This is a genomic window from Acidisoma sp. PAMC 29798, assembly GCF_030252425.1.
Classification (GTDB): Bacteria; Pseudomonadota; Alphaproteobacteria; order Acetobacterales; family Acetobacteraceae; genus Acidisoma; species Acidisoma cladoniae.
In genome coordinates, this window is record NZ_CP126996.1 from 130,618 (window position 1) to 146,319 (window position 15,702).

At 62.3% G+C, this 15,702-nt stretch carries 16 protein-coding genes and 3 pseudogenes; 12 read left to right on the forward strand and 7 right to left on the reverse strand.

The features are described 5' to 3' along the window. Window positions 1-19: 19 nt before the first annotated feature. From tnpB to QP803_RS23390, 3 genes and pseudogenes are all read right to left on the reverse strand, one after another. The gene (gene tnpB, locus QP803_RS23385) at window positions 20-373 is read right to left on the reverse strand and encodes an IS66 family insertion sequence element accessory protein TnpB (RefSeq protein WP_434082935.1); all 354 of its coding nucleotides are present in this window, start codon (window positions 371-373) and stop codon (window positions 20-22) included. Window positions 374-692: 319 nt separating this feature from the next. Continuing rightward, window positions 693-938: pseudogene (locus QP803_RS24135) on the reverse strand (transposase); the annotation flags it as partial. Window positions 939-1,070: 132 nt separating this feature from the next. Beyond that, the gene (locus QP803_RS23390) at window positions 1,071-1,880 is read right to left on the reverse strand and encodes an IclR family transcriptional regulator (protein WP_434082936.1); all 810 of its coding nucleotides are present in this window, start codon (window positions 1,878-1,880) and stop codon (window positions 1,071-1,073) included. 456 nt (window positions 1,881-2,336) lie between these two features. On the opposite strand from QP803_RS23390, the gene rhmD reads away from it, so the two are divergent. From rhmD to QP803_RS23430, 8 genes are read left to right on the forward strand one after another with little or no spacing between them, the layout of a single operon-like run. Then, the gene (gene rhmD, locus QP803_RS23395; protein WP_284948208.1) at window positions 2,337-3,518 is read left to right on the forward strand and encodes an L-rhamnonate dehydratase; all 1,182 of its coding nucleotides are present in this window, start codon (window positions 2,337-2,339) and stop codon (window positions 3,516-3,518) included. Between the two features lie 14 nt (window positions 3,519-3,532). Next, a complete protein-coding gene (locus tag QP803_RS23400) occupies window positions 3,533-4,288 on the forward strand; it encodes an SDR family NAD(P)-dependent oxidoreductase (protein WP_284948209.1) in 756 nt (251 codons plus the stop codon). A gap of 15 nt (window positions 4,289-4,303) precedes the next feature. Then, entirely contained in the window at window positions 4,304-5,206 is a 903-nt protein-coding gene (locus QP803_RS23405; protein WP_284948210.1) for an amidohydrolase family protein, read from the forward strand. 57 nt (window positions 5,207-5,263) lie between these two features. Continuing rightward, window positions 5,264-6,448, forward strand: coding sequence for a sugar ABC transporter substrate-binding protein (locus QP803_RS23410; RefSeq protein ID WP_284948211.1), 1,185 nt, complete (start codon window positions 5,264-5,266; stop codon window positions 6,446-6,448). Between the two features lie 2 nt (window positions 6,449-6,450). Continuing rightward, entirely contained in the window at window positions 6,451-7,974 is a 1,524-nt protein-coding gene (locus tag QP803_RS23415; protein WP_284948212.1) for a sugar ABC transporter ATP-binding protein, read from the forward strand. Between the two features lie 34 nt (window positions 7,975-8,008). After that, entirely contained in the window at window positions 8,009-9,007 is a 999-nt protein-coding gene (locus QP803_RS23420; protein ID WP_284948213.1) for an ABC transporter permease, read from the forward strand. A 5-nt stretch (window positions 9,008-9,012) separates the two neighbouring features. Further along, a complete protein-coding gene (lra1, locus tag QP803_RS23425) occupies window positions 9,013-9,795 on the forward strand; it encodes an L-rhamnose 1-dehydrogenase Lra1 (RefSeq protein WP_284948283.1) in 783 nt (260 codons plus the stop codon). Between the two features lie 25 nt (window positions 9,796-9,820). Next, on the forward strand, window positions 9,821-11,026 hold the full coding sequence (locus QP803_RS23430) for a sugar ABC transporter substrate-binding protein (RefSeq protein ID WP_284948214.1): 1,206 nt from the start codon (window positions 9,821-9,823) through the stop codon (window positions 11,024-11,026). 238 nt (window positions 11,027-11,264) lie between these two features. Here QP803_RS23430 and QP803_RS23435 read toward each other — a convergent pair whose 3' ends face one another. Genes QP803_RS23435 through QP803_RS23445 form a run of 3 tightly spaced genes read right to left on the reverse strand, consistent with a single transcriptional unit; the run spans window position 11,265 to window position 12,397 of the window. Beyond that, window positions 11,265-11,465: a hypothetical protein gene (locus QP803_RS23435; protein ID WP_284948215.1), complete on the reverse strand. Its 201-nt coding sequence runs from the start codon at window positions 11,463-11,465 to the stop codon at window positions 11,265-11,267. Window positions 11,466-11,486: 21 nt separating this feature from the next. Continuing rightward, window positions 11,487-11,654 carry an AMP-binding protein gene (locus QP803_RS23440; RefSeq protein ID WP_284948216.1) on the reverse strand — a complete coding sequence of 56 codons (168 nt, stop codon included), beginning with the start codon at window positions 11,652-11,654 and terminating at the stop codon, window positions 11,487-11,489. Further along, the gene (locus QP803_RS23445) at window positions 11,654-12,397 is read right to left on the reverse strand and encodes an AMP-binding protein (RefSeq protein WP_284948217.1); all 744 of its coding nucleotides are present in this window, start codon (window positions 12,395-12,397) and stop codon (window positions 11,654-11,656) included. The genes QP803_RS23440 and QP803_RS23445 overlap by 1 nt, the downstream gene beginning before the upstream one ends. A 133-nt stretch (window positions 12,398-12,530) precedes the next feature. Here QP803_RS23445 and QP803_RS23450 point away from each other — a divergent pair, with 133 nt between their 5' ends. From QP803_RS23450 to istB, 4 genes and pseudogenes are all read left to right on the forward strand, one after another. After that, window positions 12,531-12,728 carry a transposase gene (locus QP803_RS23450; protein WP_284948218.1) on the forward strand — a complete coding sequence of 66 codons (198 nt, stop codon included), beginning with the start codon at window positions 12,531-12,533 and terminating at the stop codon, window positions 12,726-12,728. Between the two features lie 73 nt (window positions 12,729-12,801). After that, a pseudogene (locus tag QP803_RS24245) lies at window positions 12,802-12,906 on the forward strand (IS110 family transposase); the annotation flags it as partial. 184 nt (window positions 12,907-13,090) lie between these two features. After that, entirely contained in the window at window positions 13,091-14,602 is a 1,512-nt protein-coding gene (gene istA, locus QP803_RS23455; protein ID WP_434082937.1) for an IS21 family transposase, read from the forward strand. Next, window positions 14,599-15,408: an IS21-like element helper ATPase IstB gene (gene istB, locus QP803_RS23460; RefSeq protein WP_284945084.1), complete on the forward strand. Its 810-nt coding sequence runs from the start codon at window positions 14,599-14,601 to the stop codon at window positions 15,406-15,408. Before istA ends, istB begins: the two co-directional genes overlap by 4 nt. A 108-nt stretch (window positions 15,409-15,516) precedes the next feature. On the opposite strand, the pseudogene QP803_RS24250 reads toward istB, so the two are convergent. After that, window positions 15,517-15,621 (reverse strand): annotated as a pseudogene (locus tag QP803_RS24250) (IS110 family transposase); the annotation flags it as partial. Between the last annotated feature and the right edge of the window lie 81 nt (window positions 15,622-15,702).

A 15,702-nucleotide genomic window follows, 5' to 3' on the forward strand; every position in this document is an offset into this window, starting at 1 on the left:
GCGGCGAAGGCGGTTTCCGCTAAACCGCGACCGGCGTGCGTGGCGCTTCCGGTGCGACCGTCCGGCGCCAGTCGATCGCCTCGATCAGGAGAGCCATCTGGGCGGGCGTCAGAACCATCCCGCCATCGACGATCGGCGGCCAGACGAAGCGGCCGCGTTCCAGCCGCTTGGCAAAGAGGCACAGGCCCGAGCCATCGTAGTAGAGGATCTTCAGGTAGTCGGCTCGCTTGCTGCGGAAGATGAAGACATGGCCCGAGAAGGGATCGACGCCCAGGATCGGTGCCACCTGGGCCGCGAGACCATCGAACCCATAGCGCATGCTAACAGGACGACACGCCAGGTAGACCCGCGTGCCCGCGGCAACCTGTATCACGATAGGCTCCGCAGCACGGCCAGCACGCGGCGGAGCGCCCCATCATCGACGGTCGCATCCACCCGTAGCGTCGTGCCGCCCGCCATGTCGATCTCGATGATGCTCGGTCGCTCATCCCTGTCGCGCCACGGAAGGCCCCCCGGGGCCGCCGCGAAACCTTGGCCATGTCCATGCCGAGCGTCGATGTGCCGCGGGCCTCGGTGGATGGCGCAACCTTGGGCTTTGGAGGTCCAACAATCCCGAGTGGGATGAAGGTGACCGGCGCCTCCGCAGCCGCCTCTACGGTGTCCGGCCGCTGGCGCCGCGATGGGACAGGGGATGTCACCATTGTTTGTGCCTTCGCCATCCGGCGCCATCGATAGATGACGCTGACGTGGATACCGTAGCGATGCGCTAAGTCTGGAGCCCGGACCCCTGGGCCAGATGATTCCGCCACGACCCGTGCGCGAAAGGCCGCGCTATAAGCTGGTCGTCGTTCAGAGACGATCTCGATCCGAGACTCAGAAGTTGCCACAGTGGCTGCCACAGTCGCAGCTTCAGTGGCTGAGATTTTCTCGCTATCCATACAACAGAAGAGAGCGAAAACCTTTCATTCGGACAAGGCGGCTATCACCGGTCTCTTATGTCCGGTTGATAATGGCGGCGTTGTTTAAATTACAACCGCCGCTCTGCCCTCTACCATTGTGCTGCAGGGGTGCTACTCGTGTGCCGCGCCAAGATCACCACTGATCGCGTGGGCGGTAGCCTGAACCGAGATGGATAGTTCCGCCATATGTTCAGGCGTCATATATTGGGCCGCACTTGAGACGCTAATGGCGGCTATGATTCCCCCGTTCGCGCCTCGGATGGGGGCAGCGACACAGCGAATTTGTGGCTCGTTTTCCTCGAGATCGAACGCTCTTCCCTGTGCGGCGTAATCTGCCATCCGACCGAGCCATGCCTGCAGGTCCCGGTCATAATGGGGCCCTTTTGCTTCTCCCAATCTAAAGAATGTTGCTAGAACCGGGACTGCCTGGTCCAGGATGAGAGCCTTACCAAGACCAGTCGACCAGATCGGGTGACGCTCTCCTATGCGGGAGCCGATTTCAATTCGACGGCGACCTGGTATCTTGTCGAGATACAGGGCCCAATGTCCATCCAACACACCAAGATGCACGGTGTCTTCGCAAAGAACTGCTAGCCGCTCGAGATGTGGGCGAGCGACGCGCGGTAGATCCATCTGCTGATGCGTGCGGTAGCCAAGCTCCAGCAGCTTAGGTCCCAAGCGGTAGCCGACGCCAGGGGAGAACTTCAGGTAACGCCGCTCAACAAGAGCTGCAGCCAGACGATGGGCTGTGCTCCGCGTCAATCCCAGTCTCTCGGTGAGCGCCGCGAGATCAAGACCGGCTTCCGCGACGGCCTCCAGAATATCCAACCCGCGCATGAGGGTTTGGCTCGCGATCGGCGATGGGCTGTCCGATGCCGAACCACTGCCCGGAAGTTTGCCTAGGGAAACATCTTGTTGCATCGAGATCGTCTCCGCTGTAAAACTGGGTGAGTTTCAAAATGCAAGAGCAAGTTCCAATATATGGGACAAAACGGATGCCGGTCAACTGGCGCCAGGGAGTTGAGGGGGCACATGGCAACGACCAGACTTGGAAGCGCAATCGTTGCGGTGCGCCGTGGGTTGGTGCCCTTTCTTTCGCTGATGTATCCGCCCTCTTTCCTCGATAACGCCATTATCCGCTTCGTAAAGAGTGCCTTCCAAACCCAAGCAGGTGCTCTGGGCGGCTTCGTGGCCGCCGCTGTGAATCACTGGGCCGACACGGCCTTCCGCTTTTCGACTGCTGACCTTCTATGCGCATGCCATGACCACGTCGGCCGGCACCGCGCTGATCGCGGCGATCCGGCTGCCCACCGAGGCCGCTGCCACGCGAGTCTCATACTTCACGTCCTGATCCGCCTCACTACCGGAGAGAGCTGAATGGATTCCACCATCATCCGTCAGGTCCGCGCCTTTGTCGTGCGCGGCGGCGGTGGCGACTATCATGACCAGAAAGGCGACCATTGGATCGACGATCAAATATCGACCCCTATGGCGAAATATCCCGAATACCGCAAGAGCCGTAAAAGTTTCGGTCTCAATGTGCTTGGCACGCTTGTCGTCGAAATCGAAGCGGCGGACGGAACCATCGGCTTTGGCGTTACGACTGGCGGTGAACCTGGGGCCTGGGTTGTGGAAAACCACTTGGCCCGCTTCCTCGAAGGCCGCAAGGCAACGGATATTGAGCGCATATGGGACCAGATGTATAACGCCACGCTGTTCTACGGCCGCAAGGGCTTGGTCGTGAACGTGATCAGCGGCGTTGATCTAGCCTTGTGGGATCTGCTCGGCAAGCTGCGACAGGAGCCGGTGTACAACCTGCTCGGGGGTCCGGTGCGCGACGAACTGATCTTCTACGCCACCGGCTCACGCCCGGACCTGGCCAAGCAGCTCGGGTTTATCGGTGGTAAGATGCCGCTCCATTATTCGCCTGCGGAAGGCGAAGACGGTCTCGCCCGCAACCTCGCAGCGATTGAGGATATGCGTAGCAAAACCAGCGACGACTTCTGGCTCATGCTCGATTGCTGGATGAGTCTTGACGTCAACTACGCTATACGGCTGGCCAACAAGGCCTGGGATCGCGCCGGCCTGAAATGGATCGAGGAAGCGCTGCCACCAGACGATTACTGGGGTTACGCCGAACTCCGCCGCAACCTTCCCCACGGCATGCTGGCGACGACCGGCGAACACGAAGCGACCCGCTGGGGCTTTCGCATGTTGCTGGAGATGGAGTGCTGCGACATCATCCAGCCCGATGTCGGCTGGTGCGGGGGCATTACCGAGCTGATCAAAATCTCCGCGCTCGCCGATGCGCATGGCAAGCTCGTCGTGCCGCATGGTTCAAGCGTGTACAGCTACCATTTCGTGGTCACGCGCCATAACAGCCCCTTTGCGGAATTTCTGATGATGGCGCCGGGGGCCGACGAGATAATTCCGATGTTCTCGCCTTTGCTGCTGGATGAGCCGGTGCCGGTGAACGGTCGCCTCCGCGTCCCGGAGACGCCGGGCTTCGGCGTGCGCCTTAATCCGGCCTGCGCCCTCCATCGTCCCTACACCCATTGAGCGGAGACCGTGACATGACTGCGCTCACCTTCACCGACCGCTTTGCGGGCCAGATCGCGATCATCACTGGCGGCGCTTCCGGCATTGGCCTTTATGTCGCAGCGCGCATCACCCGGGAGGGTGGACGCGTGAGCCTCTGGGATTGTGATGCGGCACGGCTGGCAGCGGCGCAGGCCGAGATCGGCGCCGCGCATACCCATAGGCTTGACATCGCAGATCCGGAGCAGGTCGCGCGCGCGGCGGCGGAGACGGCAGAGACGCTCGGCAAGATCGACGTGCTGGTCTGCAGCGCCGGGATCACCGGCCCGAACACGCCGCTCGCCGATTATCCGATCGCGGATTGGAAGCAGGTGATCGACGTTAATCTCAATGGACTGTTCTACTGTAACAAATTCATCGTGCCTTTCATGGTCAAGAACAGCTACGGGCGCATCGTCAACATCGCCTCGGTCGCAGGAAAAGAAGGCAATCCCAATGCCTCCGCCTATAGTACATCGAAGGCAGGGGTGATCGGGCTGACGAAATCGCTCGGCAAGGAACTATCCAAGACAGAGATCAGGGTCAATTGCGTCACGCCTGCGGCTGTCAAGACCGCGATCTTCGATCAAATGTCGCAGGAGCATATCGACTTCATGCTGTCTAAAATCCCGATCGGGCGTTTCGGCGGCATCGCTGAGGTCGCATCCCTCGTCTGCTGGCTGGCGAGCGCCGAATGCTCCTTCAGCACCGGTGCGGTGTTCGACGTCTCCGGCGGTCGTGCGACCTATTGAGCGGAGTCATAAGCCATGGCCCCCCTGCCCGTCATTGATCCCCATTTTCATCTCTGGGATCTCGAGAGTAACGTCTACCCCTGGCTCATGCAGCGCCCGCTGCCGGCCAGCGTCGCCGGGGACGTCGGGCCCATCGCCCATAGCTATCGCCTTAAGGACTACCGCGCGGAAAGCGCCCGGTGGCAGATCATTGCCGCCATTCACGTGGACGCCGGGTTCGACCCCGCCGACCCGATCGCGGAAACGCACTGGCTGCAGGGCATCGCGGAGGCAGAACACTTTCCACAGGGCATCGTCGCTGCCGCGCAGTTGGACCACCCTGCGATCGCAGAGGTATTGGCAGCCCAGGCCAGGTTCCCGAATGTGCGTGGCATCCGCCACATCATCAATTGGCATCGTGACCCGGCCAAGACCTATGTCCAGCGCGCCAATCTTCTGACGGACCCGCTGTGGAATGCGGGCTTCGCGCAGCTTCGCGACTATAGCCTGTCCTTCGATTTGCAGCTCTACCCGTCGCAGATGGCGGAGGCAGCCAATCTCGCGGCGCGGCATCCGGAGACGGCGATCATTCTCAACCATGCCGGCATGCCGGTGGATCGCGATGAAGACGGGCTGGCGCAATGGCGCGGCGGCATGAAGCAGCTTGCTGCGCAGCCCAATGTTAGCGTGAAAATCTCCGGTCTCGGCATGGTCGACTGGCACTGGACTACGGAGACCCTGCGGCCCTTCGTCTTGGATACGATCGTGATCTTCGGTCCCCGGCGCTGCATGTTCGCGAGCAATTTCCCGGTCGATAGCCTCTATAGCGATTTCGATACCCTGTTCGACGCCTTCGATACCATTGTCGCGGATTTTACGGATGCGGAGCGCCGGGCGCTCTTTGCAGAGAATGCGCGGCGGATCTATCGCCTGCCCTGATCAACCGAGCGTATGGCATCGTTCGAAATGCCAGCGCTTCAATGGAGGATAACAAGAATGCGTCATCATTGTTTCTGGCGCTGGACGCCGCTCTCTTTCGCGATCGCCGCTCTGGCGATGGTGTCCGCGTCCGCGGCGGACTTCCACGGCTTCGATCCGGCGACCTATGACGGCAAGATGCTGACGGCGGCGGAACTGCAGGCGATGGTCGCGGATGCCGAGAAGGTATCCCCACCCAAGGAAGGAAAATCATACGTCTTTGGCTTCGCCAATCTTCAGCGTGACATTTCCTTCGGTGTTTTGACCGAACGCGGCATCAAGGCCAACGCAACGGCAGCGGGAATGGATCTTGAGATTGCTGACAACCGGCTGGACGGGCCAACCGCATTCGCAAACGCGCAATCCTTCGTCCGCCGCCACGTGGACTATGCGATCGAGTTTCAGACCGACGTCAATTTCGGACCCGTTGTGATGCGGGCCTTCAACCAGGCCGGCATCAAGGTCATCGCCATTGATATTCCGATGCCCGGCGCATTATTCTTCGGCGTCAATAACCCGCGGTCCGGCTTCATGACGGGTTCCTACCTTGCCGAGGCGGCAAAAGCCGAGTTCGGCGACAAGGTGGCGAGCGGCTATTTCGTCGATGGCGCGCTGCCGCAATCGGGCATCATCCCCTCCATGCGCACCGGCGGCCAGATTGCCGGCTTCAAGGCCGTGCTGCCGAACTTTCCTTCTGACCGCATCATCAGCATCGATACCAAGAACACGCTGCAGGAATCCTATAGCCAGATGAGCAACGTGCTCGGCCGCATCCCGCCCGGCGTGCCGATCATGGTGACGGGCATCAATGATCAGTCGGTCATTGGCATGGTACGCGCCGCGCGCTCGGCCCACCGTGCGGACCAGCTCGTCGCCGTCGGCAGCGGCGCGGATGAATTGCAGACCTTGGCGCAGGACGACAAGATCGTCGCCTCCACCGGGTCCTTTCCGGAACGCTACGGCAATTACATTATTCCGATGGCTCTGGCTCAGCTCGCAGGCAAGCCCTTGCCGCCGGCAGTCTTCGTCCATCATGTCATGGTGACGAAGGCCAATATCTGCACCTTCGCACCGCAATTCCCCTGCAAGGGCAAGCCCGTCGTCGACTATGTGTTTCCGCAGGCGGCCTTCACCGCCTATCTCGGCCAGCTGGCCCAGGACCCTGCCCTGAAGGCCTATGCTGCGCTGATCCCGAAAAACTGACGATGCAGAGCGCAGCGGTCGTGCCTCGGCTGGAAATGATTGGTATCGATAAGGCGTTCTCAACGGTGCGTGTGCTGCGCGGGGTCGACTTCGCTGTCGGGGCTGGCGAGGTCGTGGCCTTGCTCGGCTCCAACGGTGCCGGCAAGTCCACGCTTATGAAGGTGCTGAGCGGCGTCAACACCCGCGACGCCGGGGAGATCCGTATCGACGGCCAGCCGGTTGCGATCAACGGGCCGGAAGATGCGATCAGGGCCGGTATTCGTCTACTGCCGCAGGAGTTGTCGGTTCATCCCGATATGACGGTCGCAGAGAATGTGTCCATGGGCGACATGCCCGTGCGCAAGTGCCTGGGCATATCGATCATAGACCGCCGCACGATGCGCAGCCGCGCCGAAACTCTTCTCGGGCGGCTTGGCATGACCGGCATCGACCCCGCTCGCCTTGTTGGGACGCTCAGCCTGTCGCAGCAACGGGTCATCGAGATTGCCCGCGCCCTGGCCGGGGACGCGCGCATATTGATCATGGACGAGCCAACAGCCGCCCTGGCGGAAGCTGAAGCCGAGATTCTCTTCGACGTCATCGAGACGCTGGCTAGCCAGGGCGTTTCGATCATCTACATATCGCATTATCTGGACGAGGTCTTTCGCCTATCGCAGCGTATTGTCGTCCTGAGAGACGGCATTGTCGCGGGCAACTTCACGACAGTAGTCTCGTCGCATGACAACGTGCTGCAAGCCATGCTGGGCAATACGCTCGGCGCGCTGTTTCCGCCCAAGACGACTGAGGCAACACACAGACCGGTTCTCAGCGTCGAGGGCCTCACGCTGCCCAACTGGCTTGACGACATCAGCTTTACGGTCGGGACCGGCGAAATCCTGGGCGTCTTCGGCCTCATCGGCTCCGGCATCGAGCGGATCGGTCGTGCACTGTACGGTGCGGAGCAAGGGGTCCGTCTCAATGCCGCAACCTTGCAAGGCCGCGCCTTCCGGCCCCGCAGCCCGCATGCGAGCGTTCAAGCCGGCCTCGGCTTCGTCGCGGCGGAACGCAAGCGAGAAGGCCTGATCGGCATTCTGACGGTGCGCGACAATACGACCATCACCTTCCTCAACCGTTTCGTGCGCGGTCCTCATGTCGATCACAAAGCCGAGACGCGGGAAACGACACGATGGATCGACGCTCTGGGTATACGCACTAAGGGTCCGGAACAGGAGATCCGCTTCCTGTCCGGTGGAAACCAGCAGAAGGTCTGTCTCGCCCGCTGGATGCTGGGCGACGTTCGTGTGCTGATTCTGGAAGAACCAACACGAGGCGTGGATCTCGGCGCGCGGCGGGAGATTTATGCCCAAATCCGAAAGCTTGCCGCAGACGGGCTAGGGCTTCTCGTCATTTCCTCGGATGCAGAGGAGGTCGCAGGGCTTGTGGACCGTACGCTCATCCTCAATGACGGGCGCGTCACCGCCGTCCTCGACCCCGAGGCCGACGCAGCCACCATTCTGGCAGCGGCCAGCCAAACCACCACCGTTTGACCCGCCTTAGCCTGGCAGAGAAAGAACCCAGATCATGGTTGCAACCTCCGGCTCGATCGATACCTCCACCCGCCGCGGAACCGCCCTGCGCGGCCTCTTTGCTAAGTCATGGGCCGGGGTCGCGATGTTGCTGATCTTCTATGCCGCGCTGATAGTGATCTTTACCAGCTTGTCGAAATGGTTCCTCAGCTTCAGCAATATTGCCAGCATCGGCACCAATATGGCCTTCATCGGCCTGATGGCGGCGGCCGGCACTCCGCTGATCATTTCCGGCGGTCTTGACCTTTCGGTCGCGGCGGTCGCGGGCATGGCGGGCGTTGTCGTCGCGCTGCTCTATGGTATCGGCGTCAATATCTGGATCGCCTGTCTCGCCGCCATCGCGGTGGGGTCGATCATCGGCCTCGCCAACGGGCTTCTGGTAACGCGCGGCGGCCTCAACCCCTTTATCGTCACCCTGGGCTCGATGAGCATCATCACCGGCCTGTCGCTGGTGCTGACGGGTGGCCTGACGCAGCCGCTGCTGGATGACAGCTTCGGCTGGATCGGATCTGGCGCCATCGCGGGCATCCCCTTCCCGCTCATCCTCATGGTCGTGGTCTTCATCGGTTTCTGGTGGCTGCTCGCCTGGACCCCCTTCGGCCGGCGCATCTATGCCGTCGGCGGCAACCCTGATGCCAGCCGCCTGTTGGGCCTTCCCGTGGAGCGGCTGCAACTCGTCCTCTATGTGGTCTCGGGCGCCTTCGGTGCGCTCGGCGGGGTCGTGCTGGCGGCCATGCTGGGCGCTGCCGCGCCCGATGCAGCTGGCCAGTCCCTGCTGACGGTGATTGCGGCGATCATCCTCGGGGGCACCAGCCTGTTCGGCGGCCGCGGCAGCGCCTGGGGCACCTTGCTCGCCGTGCTCATTCTGGGGACGCTGAACAATGGCCTCACACTCCTGAATGTCAGCAGCTTCTGGCAGCAGGTGACGCGCGGCGTGGTTCTGCTTCTGGCCGTGGGCCTCGACCAGGTCCGCGTCCGCATGCAGTCACGGTGACCGCCATGCTGCTCGCCGGGAAATCCGTCATCGTCACGGGGGCGTCCCGTGGCATCGGCCGTGCCATCGCAATCGCCTGTGGCGAGCATGGCGCAGACGTCGCCTTGAACTACTGGCGCGACAACGACGCGACATATGACAAGCGGGGCGCCGCGGACGACGTCGCCGAGGCCATTCGCGCGCTCGGCCGCCGGGTGATCTCCGTCGAAGGCGACGTCGCCGATCCTGCAACCGGCAAGGGGCTGGTTGCGGCGACGGTGAGTGCCTTCGGGCGCGTCGACGTGCTGGCCAGTAACGCGGGCATCTGCCCGTTTCACAGCTTCATCGACCTGCCCCCCGAGATGCTAAAACGGACCTTGAGCGTCAACCTCGAAGGCGCATTCTATGTCACCCAGGCAGCCGCCCTCCAGATGAAGCTCCAGGGCGACGGGGGCGCCATCATCGCCACAAGTTCCATCAGCGCCCTCGTCGGCGGCGGGATGCAAACGCATTACACGCCGACCAAAGCCGGCGTGCATTCGCTGATGCAATCCTGCGCGATCGCCCTCGGTCCATACGGCATCCGCTGCAACTCCGTCCTGCCTGGCGCGATTGAGACCGACCTCAACCGGGAGGACATCAACGACCCCGAGAAGGCCGCCTATTTCGCAAAACGTATTCCGCTTGGCCGTGTGGGCCAGCCGGACGATGTCGCAGGTTGCGTCGTCTTCCTGGCATCCGATCTCGCCCGCTACGTCACCGGCGCCGCTCTTCTCGTGGATGGCGGCATGTTCGTGAACCTTCAATAAAAACAATAAAAAACGGGAGACATCCATGACGACGCGCCGCCACTTCATCCATGGTGCCACCGCCTTCGGCGCCACCATGGTCGCGGGGACCGCCTTATCCAAAGCTGCCGACTTCCCAGGTTTCGACTTCGCCAATGTCGGGCCCACGGCGCCTTCGGCCGACACCCTGAAGCAGATGGTCGCGGCCGCCCTGGCCAAGACAAAGCCGAGCAACGGCAGCCGCTACCTGTTCGGCTATACGATGTGGGGTGGCTCATCGCCCTTCTCTCAGCTCAACCGTCAGGGCATCCAATCCCTCTGTGACGCCGCCGGGATTGATCTTGTGGTCGCCGACAACGTCTGGGACCCACAGCGCAACGTCGCGAATGCACAGACCTTCGCCCTCCGTCATGTCGATTTCGTCATCAACAGCCTGCTCGACATCCATTTCGCGGAAGCAGTCAAACGCCCCCTCGACCGTGCGGGCGTTCCGATCATTTCCCTCGATATCCCGATCCCCGGCACGGAATGGGTCGGTGTCAATAATGCCTCGGCCGGATTCCGCTCGGGCACCTATCTCGCGCAATCGGCCATTGCCAAATGGGGCCAGGCGGTCGCCATGCAGGCCAACGTCATCGTCGCCTCCTTCCGGGCCGTGGGTCCCAATGGTATTCTGCGCAACATGTCCGAGGAAGCTGGCATCCGCTCGGTGCTTAAGGGCTTGCCGGACGCTCAGGTCATCTGGCTGGACATGACGGGCACGGCCGACAGTGGCTTCGAGCGGATGAACAGTGTCCTCGGGAGGCTCGATCCGTCGAAGCCTATCCTGCTGACGTCCTTTAGCGACGAGCAGCTGGCTGGCGCGTTGCGGGCCGTCTCCGTTGCTGGGCGCAACGACAAGACACTGGCCTGCGGCATGGGCGGCGAGCGACTGGACGTGATCGCGACCGACCCATCCTTCATCGGCACCGTCTCGTTCTTTCCGCAGGATTATGCCAATGCCGCTGTGCCGGCGGCACTCGCCATCCTTGCGGGCGTGCCGGTGCCCAAGAGCGTTTTCGCCTATAGTGAGCTAGTCCGTCCCGACACGGTTTGCAAAATTGATCCCAAGCTGCCGTGCCGTCCCCGTCCAAGCTGGCAATCTGACGATGCGGCCGTCGATCCTGACGCTTACAAAGCCTATGTCACCGGCCTGTACAAGAATCCAGAATTCGCGAACTTTCGTATGCTACTGCCGGACGTGCCAAGTTGAAGCGTAGCTATCACAAAATCGGCAAACGCCGAGAGCCGCGATGATGCCGTCCGATGACGGGAGCGCTCGCCCTCGAGACAACGACGAAACACATGGATTGGGACTATGGTAGAAAAGGGAAGTATCGTCGGATTGACGACGATACTTCCCTTGGCGTCCGGTCGCACCGCCGCCGGGGATGGCGGCCCTCTCCCGTCTGCTTCGAGGTGCTGCCCTTGAGCGGACGCCTCCGTATCGATCATGGCCAGGCGGCGATGGTCGATTCCCGGAACTTGGAGGCCCCTCCCACGACCAGCCGCACCGAACGAAAGGCCCGCGTGTCGGCACGCCGAAGGTAGCCTTCGGCGAAGACTTGGGTGACAAACATGACCGTCGAGTTGAGCATGTCGGCAGCGTAAGGGACGCCACGGTAGTCGAGCGGGTTCGGGTAGAGAAACACCCGGGCGCCGCTAACCAGGGGCTAGAGTGTGCCGCTGGACAGACCGAAGGCGTGGAAGAGGGGCATGGCATTCAACACCCTGTCACGGCGGCCGAAGTCGATGACGGCGCCGACCTGAGCGACATTGGTCATCAGACCCCGGTGGCTGTGAACTATGGCTTTAGGTGTTCCCGAAGAGCCCGAGGTCATCAGGATGATCGCGTCGTCGTCGGGAGGCCACCAGGGCTCGGCCGCCTCGCAGGAGGCCCGTTACCTTCTCCCCGAGGGGAGGGCTGGATGTCCTCCAGGTAGTGGAACGAGACCCCATTCCGCCCCAGGCCTTCGACGACAGCATGGAGCCCCAGGCGGTCGATGAGGGCACGCGCGGTGATGATGTGGGTAAAAGCGGTTGCGCGGCGGGCGGCGTCGAGGGCGGACGCTCCACCGCGTGGGTTGAGCATGACTGGCACCATACCGGCGCTCGTAAGACCGAGCAGCGAGACCAGTGTGCCGCCGGCGTTGGGCAGGAGGACGCCAACCCGGGAGCGGGGTTGGAAGCCCATCGCGATGAATCGGCGGCCGTAGATCGCTGCGCCGGCGAGCAACTTGCGATAGGAGAGGACGCCTCGGATCGGATCCGCCACCGCTTCACGGCCCATGCCCACGCTGTCGCCCGCCGCCCGAATAGCCTGGATCAATGTGAGATCGACCTTTGTAGTGCGGAACGCCATCTCGGACATGAGGTCCGAGAGCCAGCGAAGATAGGCCTCGCGTCTTGGCCGGCCGACGAGGTGGGGCGGTACGTCTGGACGCCGCCCCGGCCAGACGGTCAAAGTGATGCGTGGGAACGCCGTTCGATTGGTCTGGGTGCGGTCCAGCCTGGACAGCGGGCTGCGCTCCAAGCCCTCGATGCCGGCCGGGACGATGGGAACCCCCGCCTGTTCGGCGACCATGAGTGCCGTAAGCGAAAGCGCAGCCCCACATTTCGGCACCGGTCCTAATTGAGCATCCTGCCAATTGATGTTGGTGGGGCAGTGCATGATGGACGGGAACGAAAGCTCTTATGAGCAGTCATACGACGGTCGTATGAGCACTCTTCCGGACCGCGTCGAGATGCGTGTCCGGCCGGAGCGTCGGCGGCGGTGGAGCTCGGCGGCCAAGCTGGCCATCGTCCGCGAGACCTTGGTGCCTGGTTCGGTGGCGCAGGTCGTAGCCGACTGGCATGGCATTGGCACGGGGCTGATTTATACGTGGCGCAAGCAGATGCTTCGAACGGGGTTCTGATGGGGTGGACGCCCCCCGACGGCATCGATGTGCCAAAGTGGAGGTGTTGATCAACCACTTGAAGGAGGCGTCCGTGTCGGAGGTTAGCACGATCGGTTTGGATATAGCGAAGCAGGTGTTCCAGGCTCACGGGGCGGATGCGTCGGGGCATGTCTTGTTCCGCAAGAGTGCTGCGCGGCGATCTGGACCAGAACGCGCGTCAATCAGGATAAGAATGGCCACCGGTGTTGTCCCGTAGGGAGGGCGTAGCCTGACCGAGGGAGAACACCGGTGGCGGGGCGACCCATTGAGGGACCGCACCGTCTGGCAGTCGAGGCCGACCGGTTAGAACAGCGACTTCACGCCAATGAAGGACGCCATGTTTGACCGGCCGCCATCTCACCGACTGCCAGAGGAGGCTGTATATGAAGCTTCGTGACATCCACACGCCGTCGGTCGCTGGCGCCAAGGCGGGGTTCAGCACGGCGACCGCGTATCTCCTCGAGAAGGAGCTGCGCCTACGACCTGTTGGGAAGCCTCCTCGGGAACGGCGGCGGCCCGACCCCCTTGTCGACATCTGGGACAGCGAGATCGTCCCCATGCTGCGCGCGGCGCCAGGCCTGAGGTCAGTCGCCATCATCGAGGAGATGAACCGTCGTTATCCGGGACGCTATCTCGGCACGCGCCGGACGATGGAACGCCGGATCCGTGGGTGGCGCGGCCTTCATGGTCCCGAGCAGGAGGTGATCTTTCGCCAGACCCATGAGCCGGGGAGGATGGGATTGTCGGATTTCACCGACATGGCCGATCTGGCGATCACCATCGCCCGGGAGCCGCTGGATCACCGCCTCTATCACTTCCGCCTGGTCTATTCGGGCTTCGAGCACGCGCATGTCGTTCTTGGCGGCGAGAGCTACGTCGCCTTGGCAGAAGGACTTCAGAACGCTCTCTGGGCATTGGGCGGCGCTCCGAGTGAACATCGCAGCGACAGCTTGTCGGCGGCCTTTCGCAACCTCGATGACGGCGCCCGGGCGGACCTGACCACGCGCTATGACGCTCTCTGCGCGCATTACGGCATGGAGCCGACCCGCAACAACACCGGTGTCGCTCATGAGAACGGATCGATCGAAAGTTCCCACGGACACCTCAAGAAGGCTGTCGAGGACGGTGTGCTCATGCGCGGTTCACGCGACTTCGTCGACCTGACGGCCTATCGCGGCTTCATCGATGAGGTGAGCGGTCGCCACAACGCCAAGTACGGCGCTCGCATCGACATCGAGCGAGCAACCTTGCGGGAGTTGCCAGGGCGTCGGACGATCGACTTCGAGGAAGCGATCGTCACGGTCACCTCCTCCAGCGGCTTCGTCCTGCGCAAGGTGTTCTACAGCACGCCGTCACGGCTGATCGGTCATCGGCTACGGGCGCGGCTCTATGACGATCGCCTGGACGTCTATCTCGGTGCGTCCCTGCAGATGACCATGCCGCGCGGCCGCGCCCATGCCAGCGGGGCCCACGATCACGTCGTGGATTATCGTCATCTGATCCATTCGCTGAGGCGCAAACCGATGGCGCTCATGGGGCTGGTCTATCGCGACAAGCTCTTTCCTCGCCAAGCCTATCGCCGAACCTTCGACGTGCTGCTGGCCACCGTCTCGGCACGTGTGGCCTGCCGCACCATGGTCGATCTTCTGGCTCTGGCCCATGACCGAGCCTGCGAAGGTGAACTTGCCGAGCGTCTCACGCGAGACCTCGATGCCGATATCCTGCCCGATATGAGCGTCCTGAGAGGGGTCTTCACGCCCGATGCCGCGGCGCTGCCCGCGATCGTCGTCACCTACATGCCCCTCAGCGCCTACGACGAACTTGCCACCATTGTCGTGGGAGAAGCCGCATGAGCGCAGACGCCATCGACACTGGTCGCCTCACGCTGGCGCTCAATGATTTGCGGCTGCCGACCATCAAGGTCATCTGGCCCGACTTCGCCGCGCGCGCCGACAAGGAGGGCTGGCCAGCGGCACGCTTCCTCGCGTCGCTCGCCGAGCATGAGATGGCGGAACGCGCGAACCGGCGCATTCGACGTAACGTCGAGGAAGCCCGCCTGCCGGTGGGAAAGACCCTGGACAATTTTGAGTTCGACGCGGTGCCGATGGTCAGCAAGGCTCAGATCATGGCCCTGGCGGCGGGCGATAGCTGGCTCGACCAAGGCGCCAATTTGATGTTCTTCGGCCCACCTGGCGGAGGCAAATCCCATCTTGGTGCGGCACTGGGGCTCGCACTCGTCGAGAACGGGTGGCGCGTCCTGCATACCCGCACGACCGATCTCGTCCAAAAGCTCCAGACCGCCCGCCGAGCACTGCAACTCGAGGCGGCCATCGCCAAACTCGACAAGTATCATCTGCTCATCCTCGATGACCTTGCTTACGTCACCAAGGATCAGGCCGAGACCAGCGTCCTGTTCGAACTCATCAGCGCCCGATACGAACGGCGATCCATGCTGATCACCGCCAATCAACCCTTCGGCGAATGGGGGCGAATTTTCCCAGACCAAGCTATGACCTTGGCCGCCGTCGACAGATTGGTCCACCACGCCACCATCTTCGAGATGAACGTTGAAAGCTTCAGAAGAAGAGCGGCGATCGACCGAAAAGCCGGACCCGGACGGCCACCAACTCGCGCGTCAATCAAAACTCCATCTGATTGACGCGCGGCAAAATCAGAAACCTCTTGCCCTCTTGCCGCGCAGCGTCAATCATCGTTTGTCGCGACTGCACTTTCCAGTCCTGATTGACGCTCTTTCCGGTCCAGATCGCCGCGCAGCACTCTTGCGGAACAAGACATGCCCCGACGCATCCGCCCCGTGAGCCTGGAACACCTGCTTCGCTATATCCAAACCGATCGTGCTAACCTCCGACACGGACGCCTCCTTCAAGTGGTTGATCAACACCTCCACTTTGGCACATCGATGCCGTCGGGGGGCGTCCACCCCATCAGAACC

Excerpts from the sequence above, each read along its gene's own strand:
- QP803_RS23390 (WP_434082936.1), bottom strand. The coding sequence starts at position 1,880 with ATGCAACAAGATGTTTCCCTAGGCAAACTTCCGGGCAGTGGTTCGGCA.
- rhmD (WP_284948208.1), top strand. The coding sequence starts at position 2,337 with ATGGATTCCACCATCATCCGTCAGGTCCGCGCCTTTGTCGTGCGCGGC.
- QP803_RS23400 (WP_284948209.1), top strand. The coding sequence starts at position 3,533 with ATGACTGCGCTCACCTTCACCGACCGCTTTGCGGGCCAGATCGCGATC.
- QP803_RS23405 (WP_284948210.1), top strand. The coding sequence starts at position 4,304 with ATGGCCCCCCTGCCCGTCATTGATCCCCATTTTCATCTCTGGGATCTC.
- QP803_RS23410 (WP_284948211.1), top strand. The coding sequence starts at position 5,264 with ATGCGTCATCATTGTTTCTGGCGCTGGACGCCGCTCTCTTTCGCGATC.
- QP803_RS23415 (WP_284948212.1), top strand. The coding sequence starts at position 6,451 with ATGCAGAGCGCAGCGGTCGTGCCTCGGCTGGAAATGATTGGTATCGAT.
- QP803_RS23420 (WP_284948213.1), top strand. The coding sequence starts at position 8,009 with ATGGTTGCAACCTCCGGCTCGATCGATACCTCCACCCGCCGCGGAACC.
- lra1 (WP_284948283.1), top strand. The coding sequence starts at position 9,013 with ATGCTGCTCGCCGGGAAATCCGTCATCGTCACGGGGGCGTCCCGTGGC.
- QP803_RS23430 (WP_284948214.1), top strand. The coding sequence starts at position 9,821 with ATGACGACGCGCCGCCACTTCATCCATGGTGCCACCGCCTTCGGCGCC.
- QP803_RS23440 (WP_284948216.1), bottom strand. The coding sequence starts at position 11,654 with ATGACCTCGGGCTCTTCGGGAACACCTAAAGCCATAGTTCACAGCCAC.
- QP803_RS23445 (WP_284948217.1), bottom strand. The coding sequence starts at position 12,397 with ATGGTCGCCGAACAGGCGGGGGTTCCCATCGTCCCGGCCGGCATCGAG.
- QP803_RS23450 (WP_284948218.1), top strand. The coding sequence starts at position 12,531 with ATGAGCACTCTTCCGGACCGCGTCGAGATGCGTGTCCGGCCGGAGCGT.
- istB (WP_284945084.1), top strand. The coding sequence starts at position 14,599 with ATGAGCGCAGACGCCATCGACACTGGTCGCCTCACGCTGGCGCTCAAT.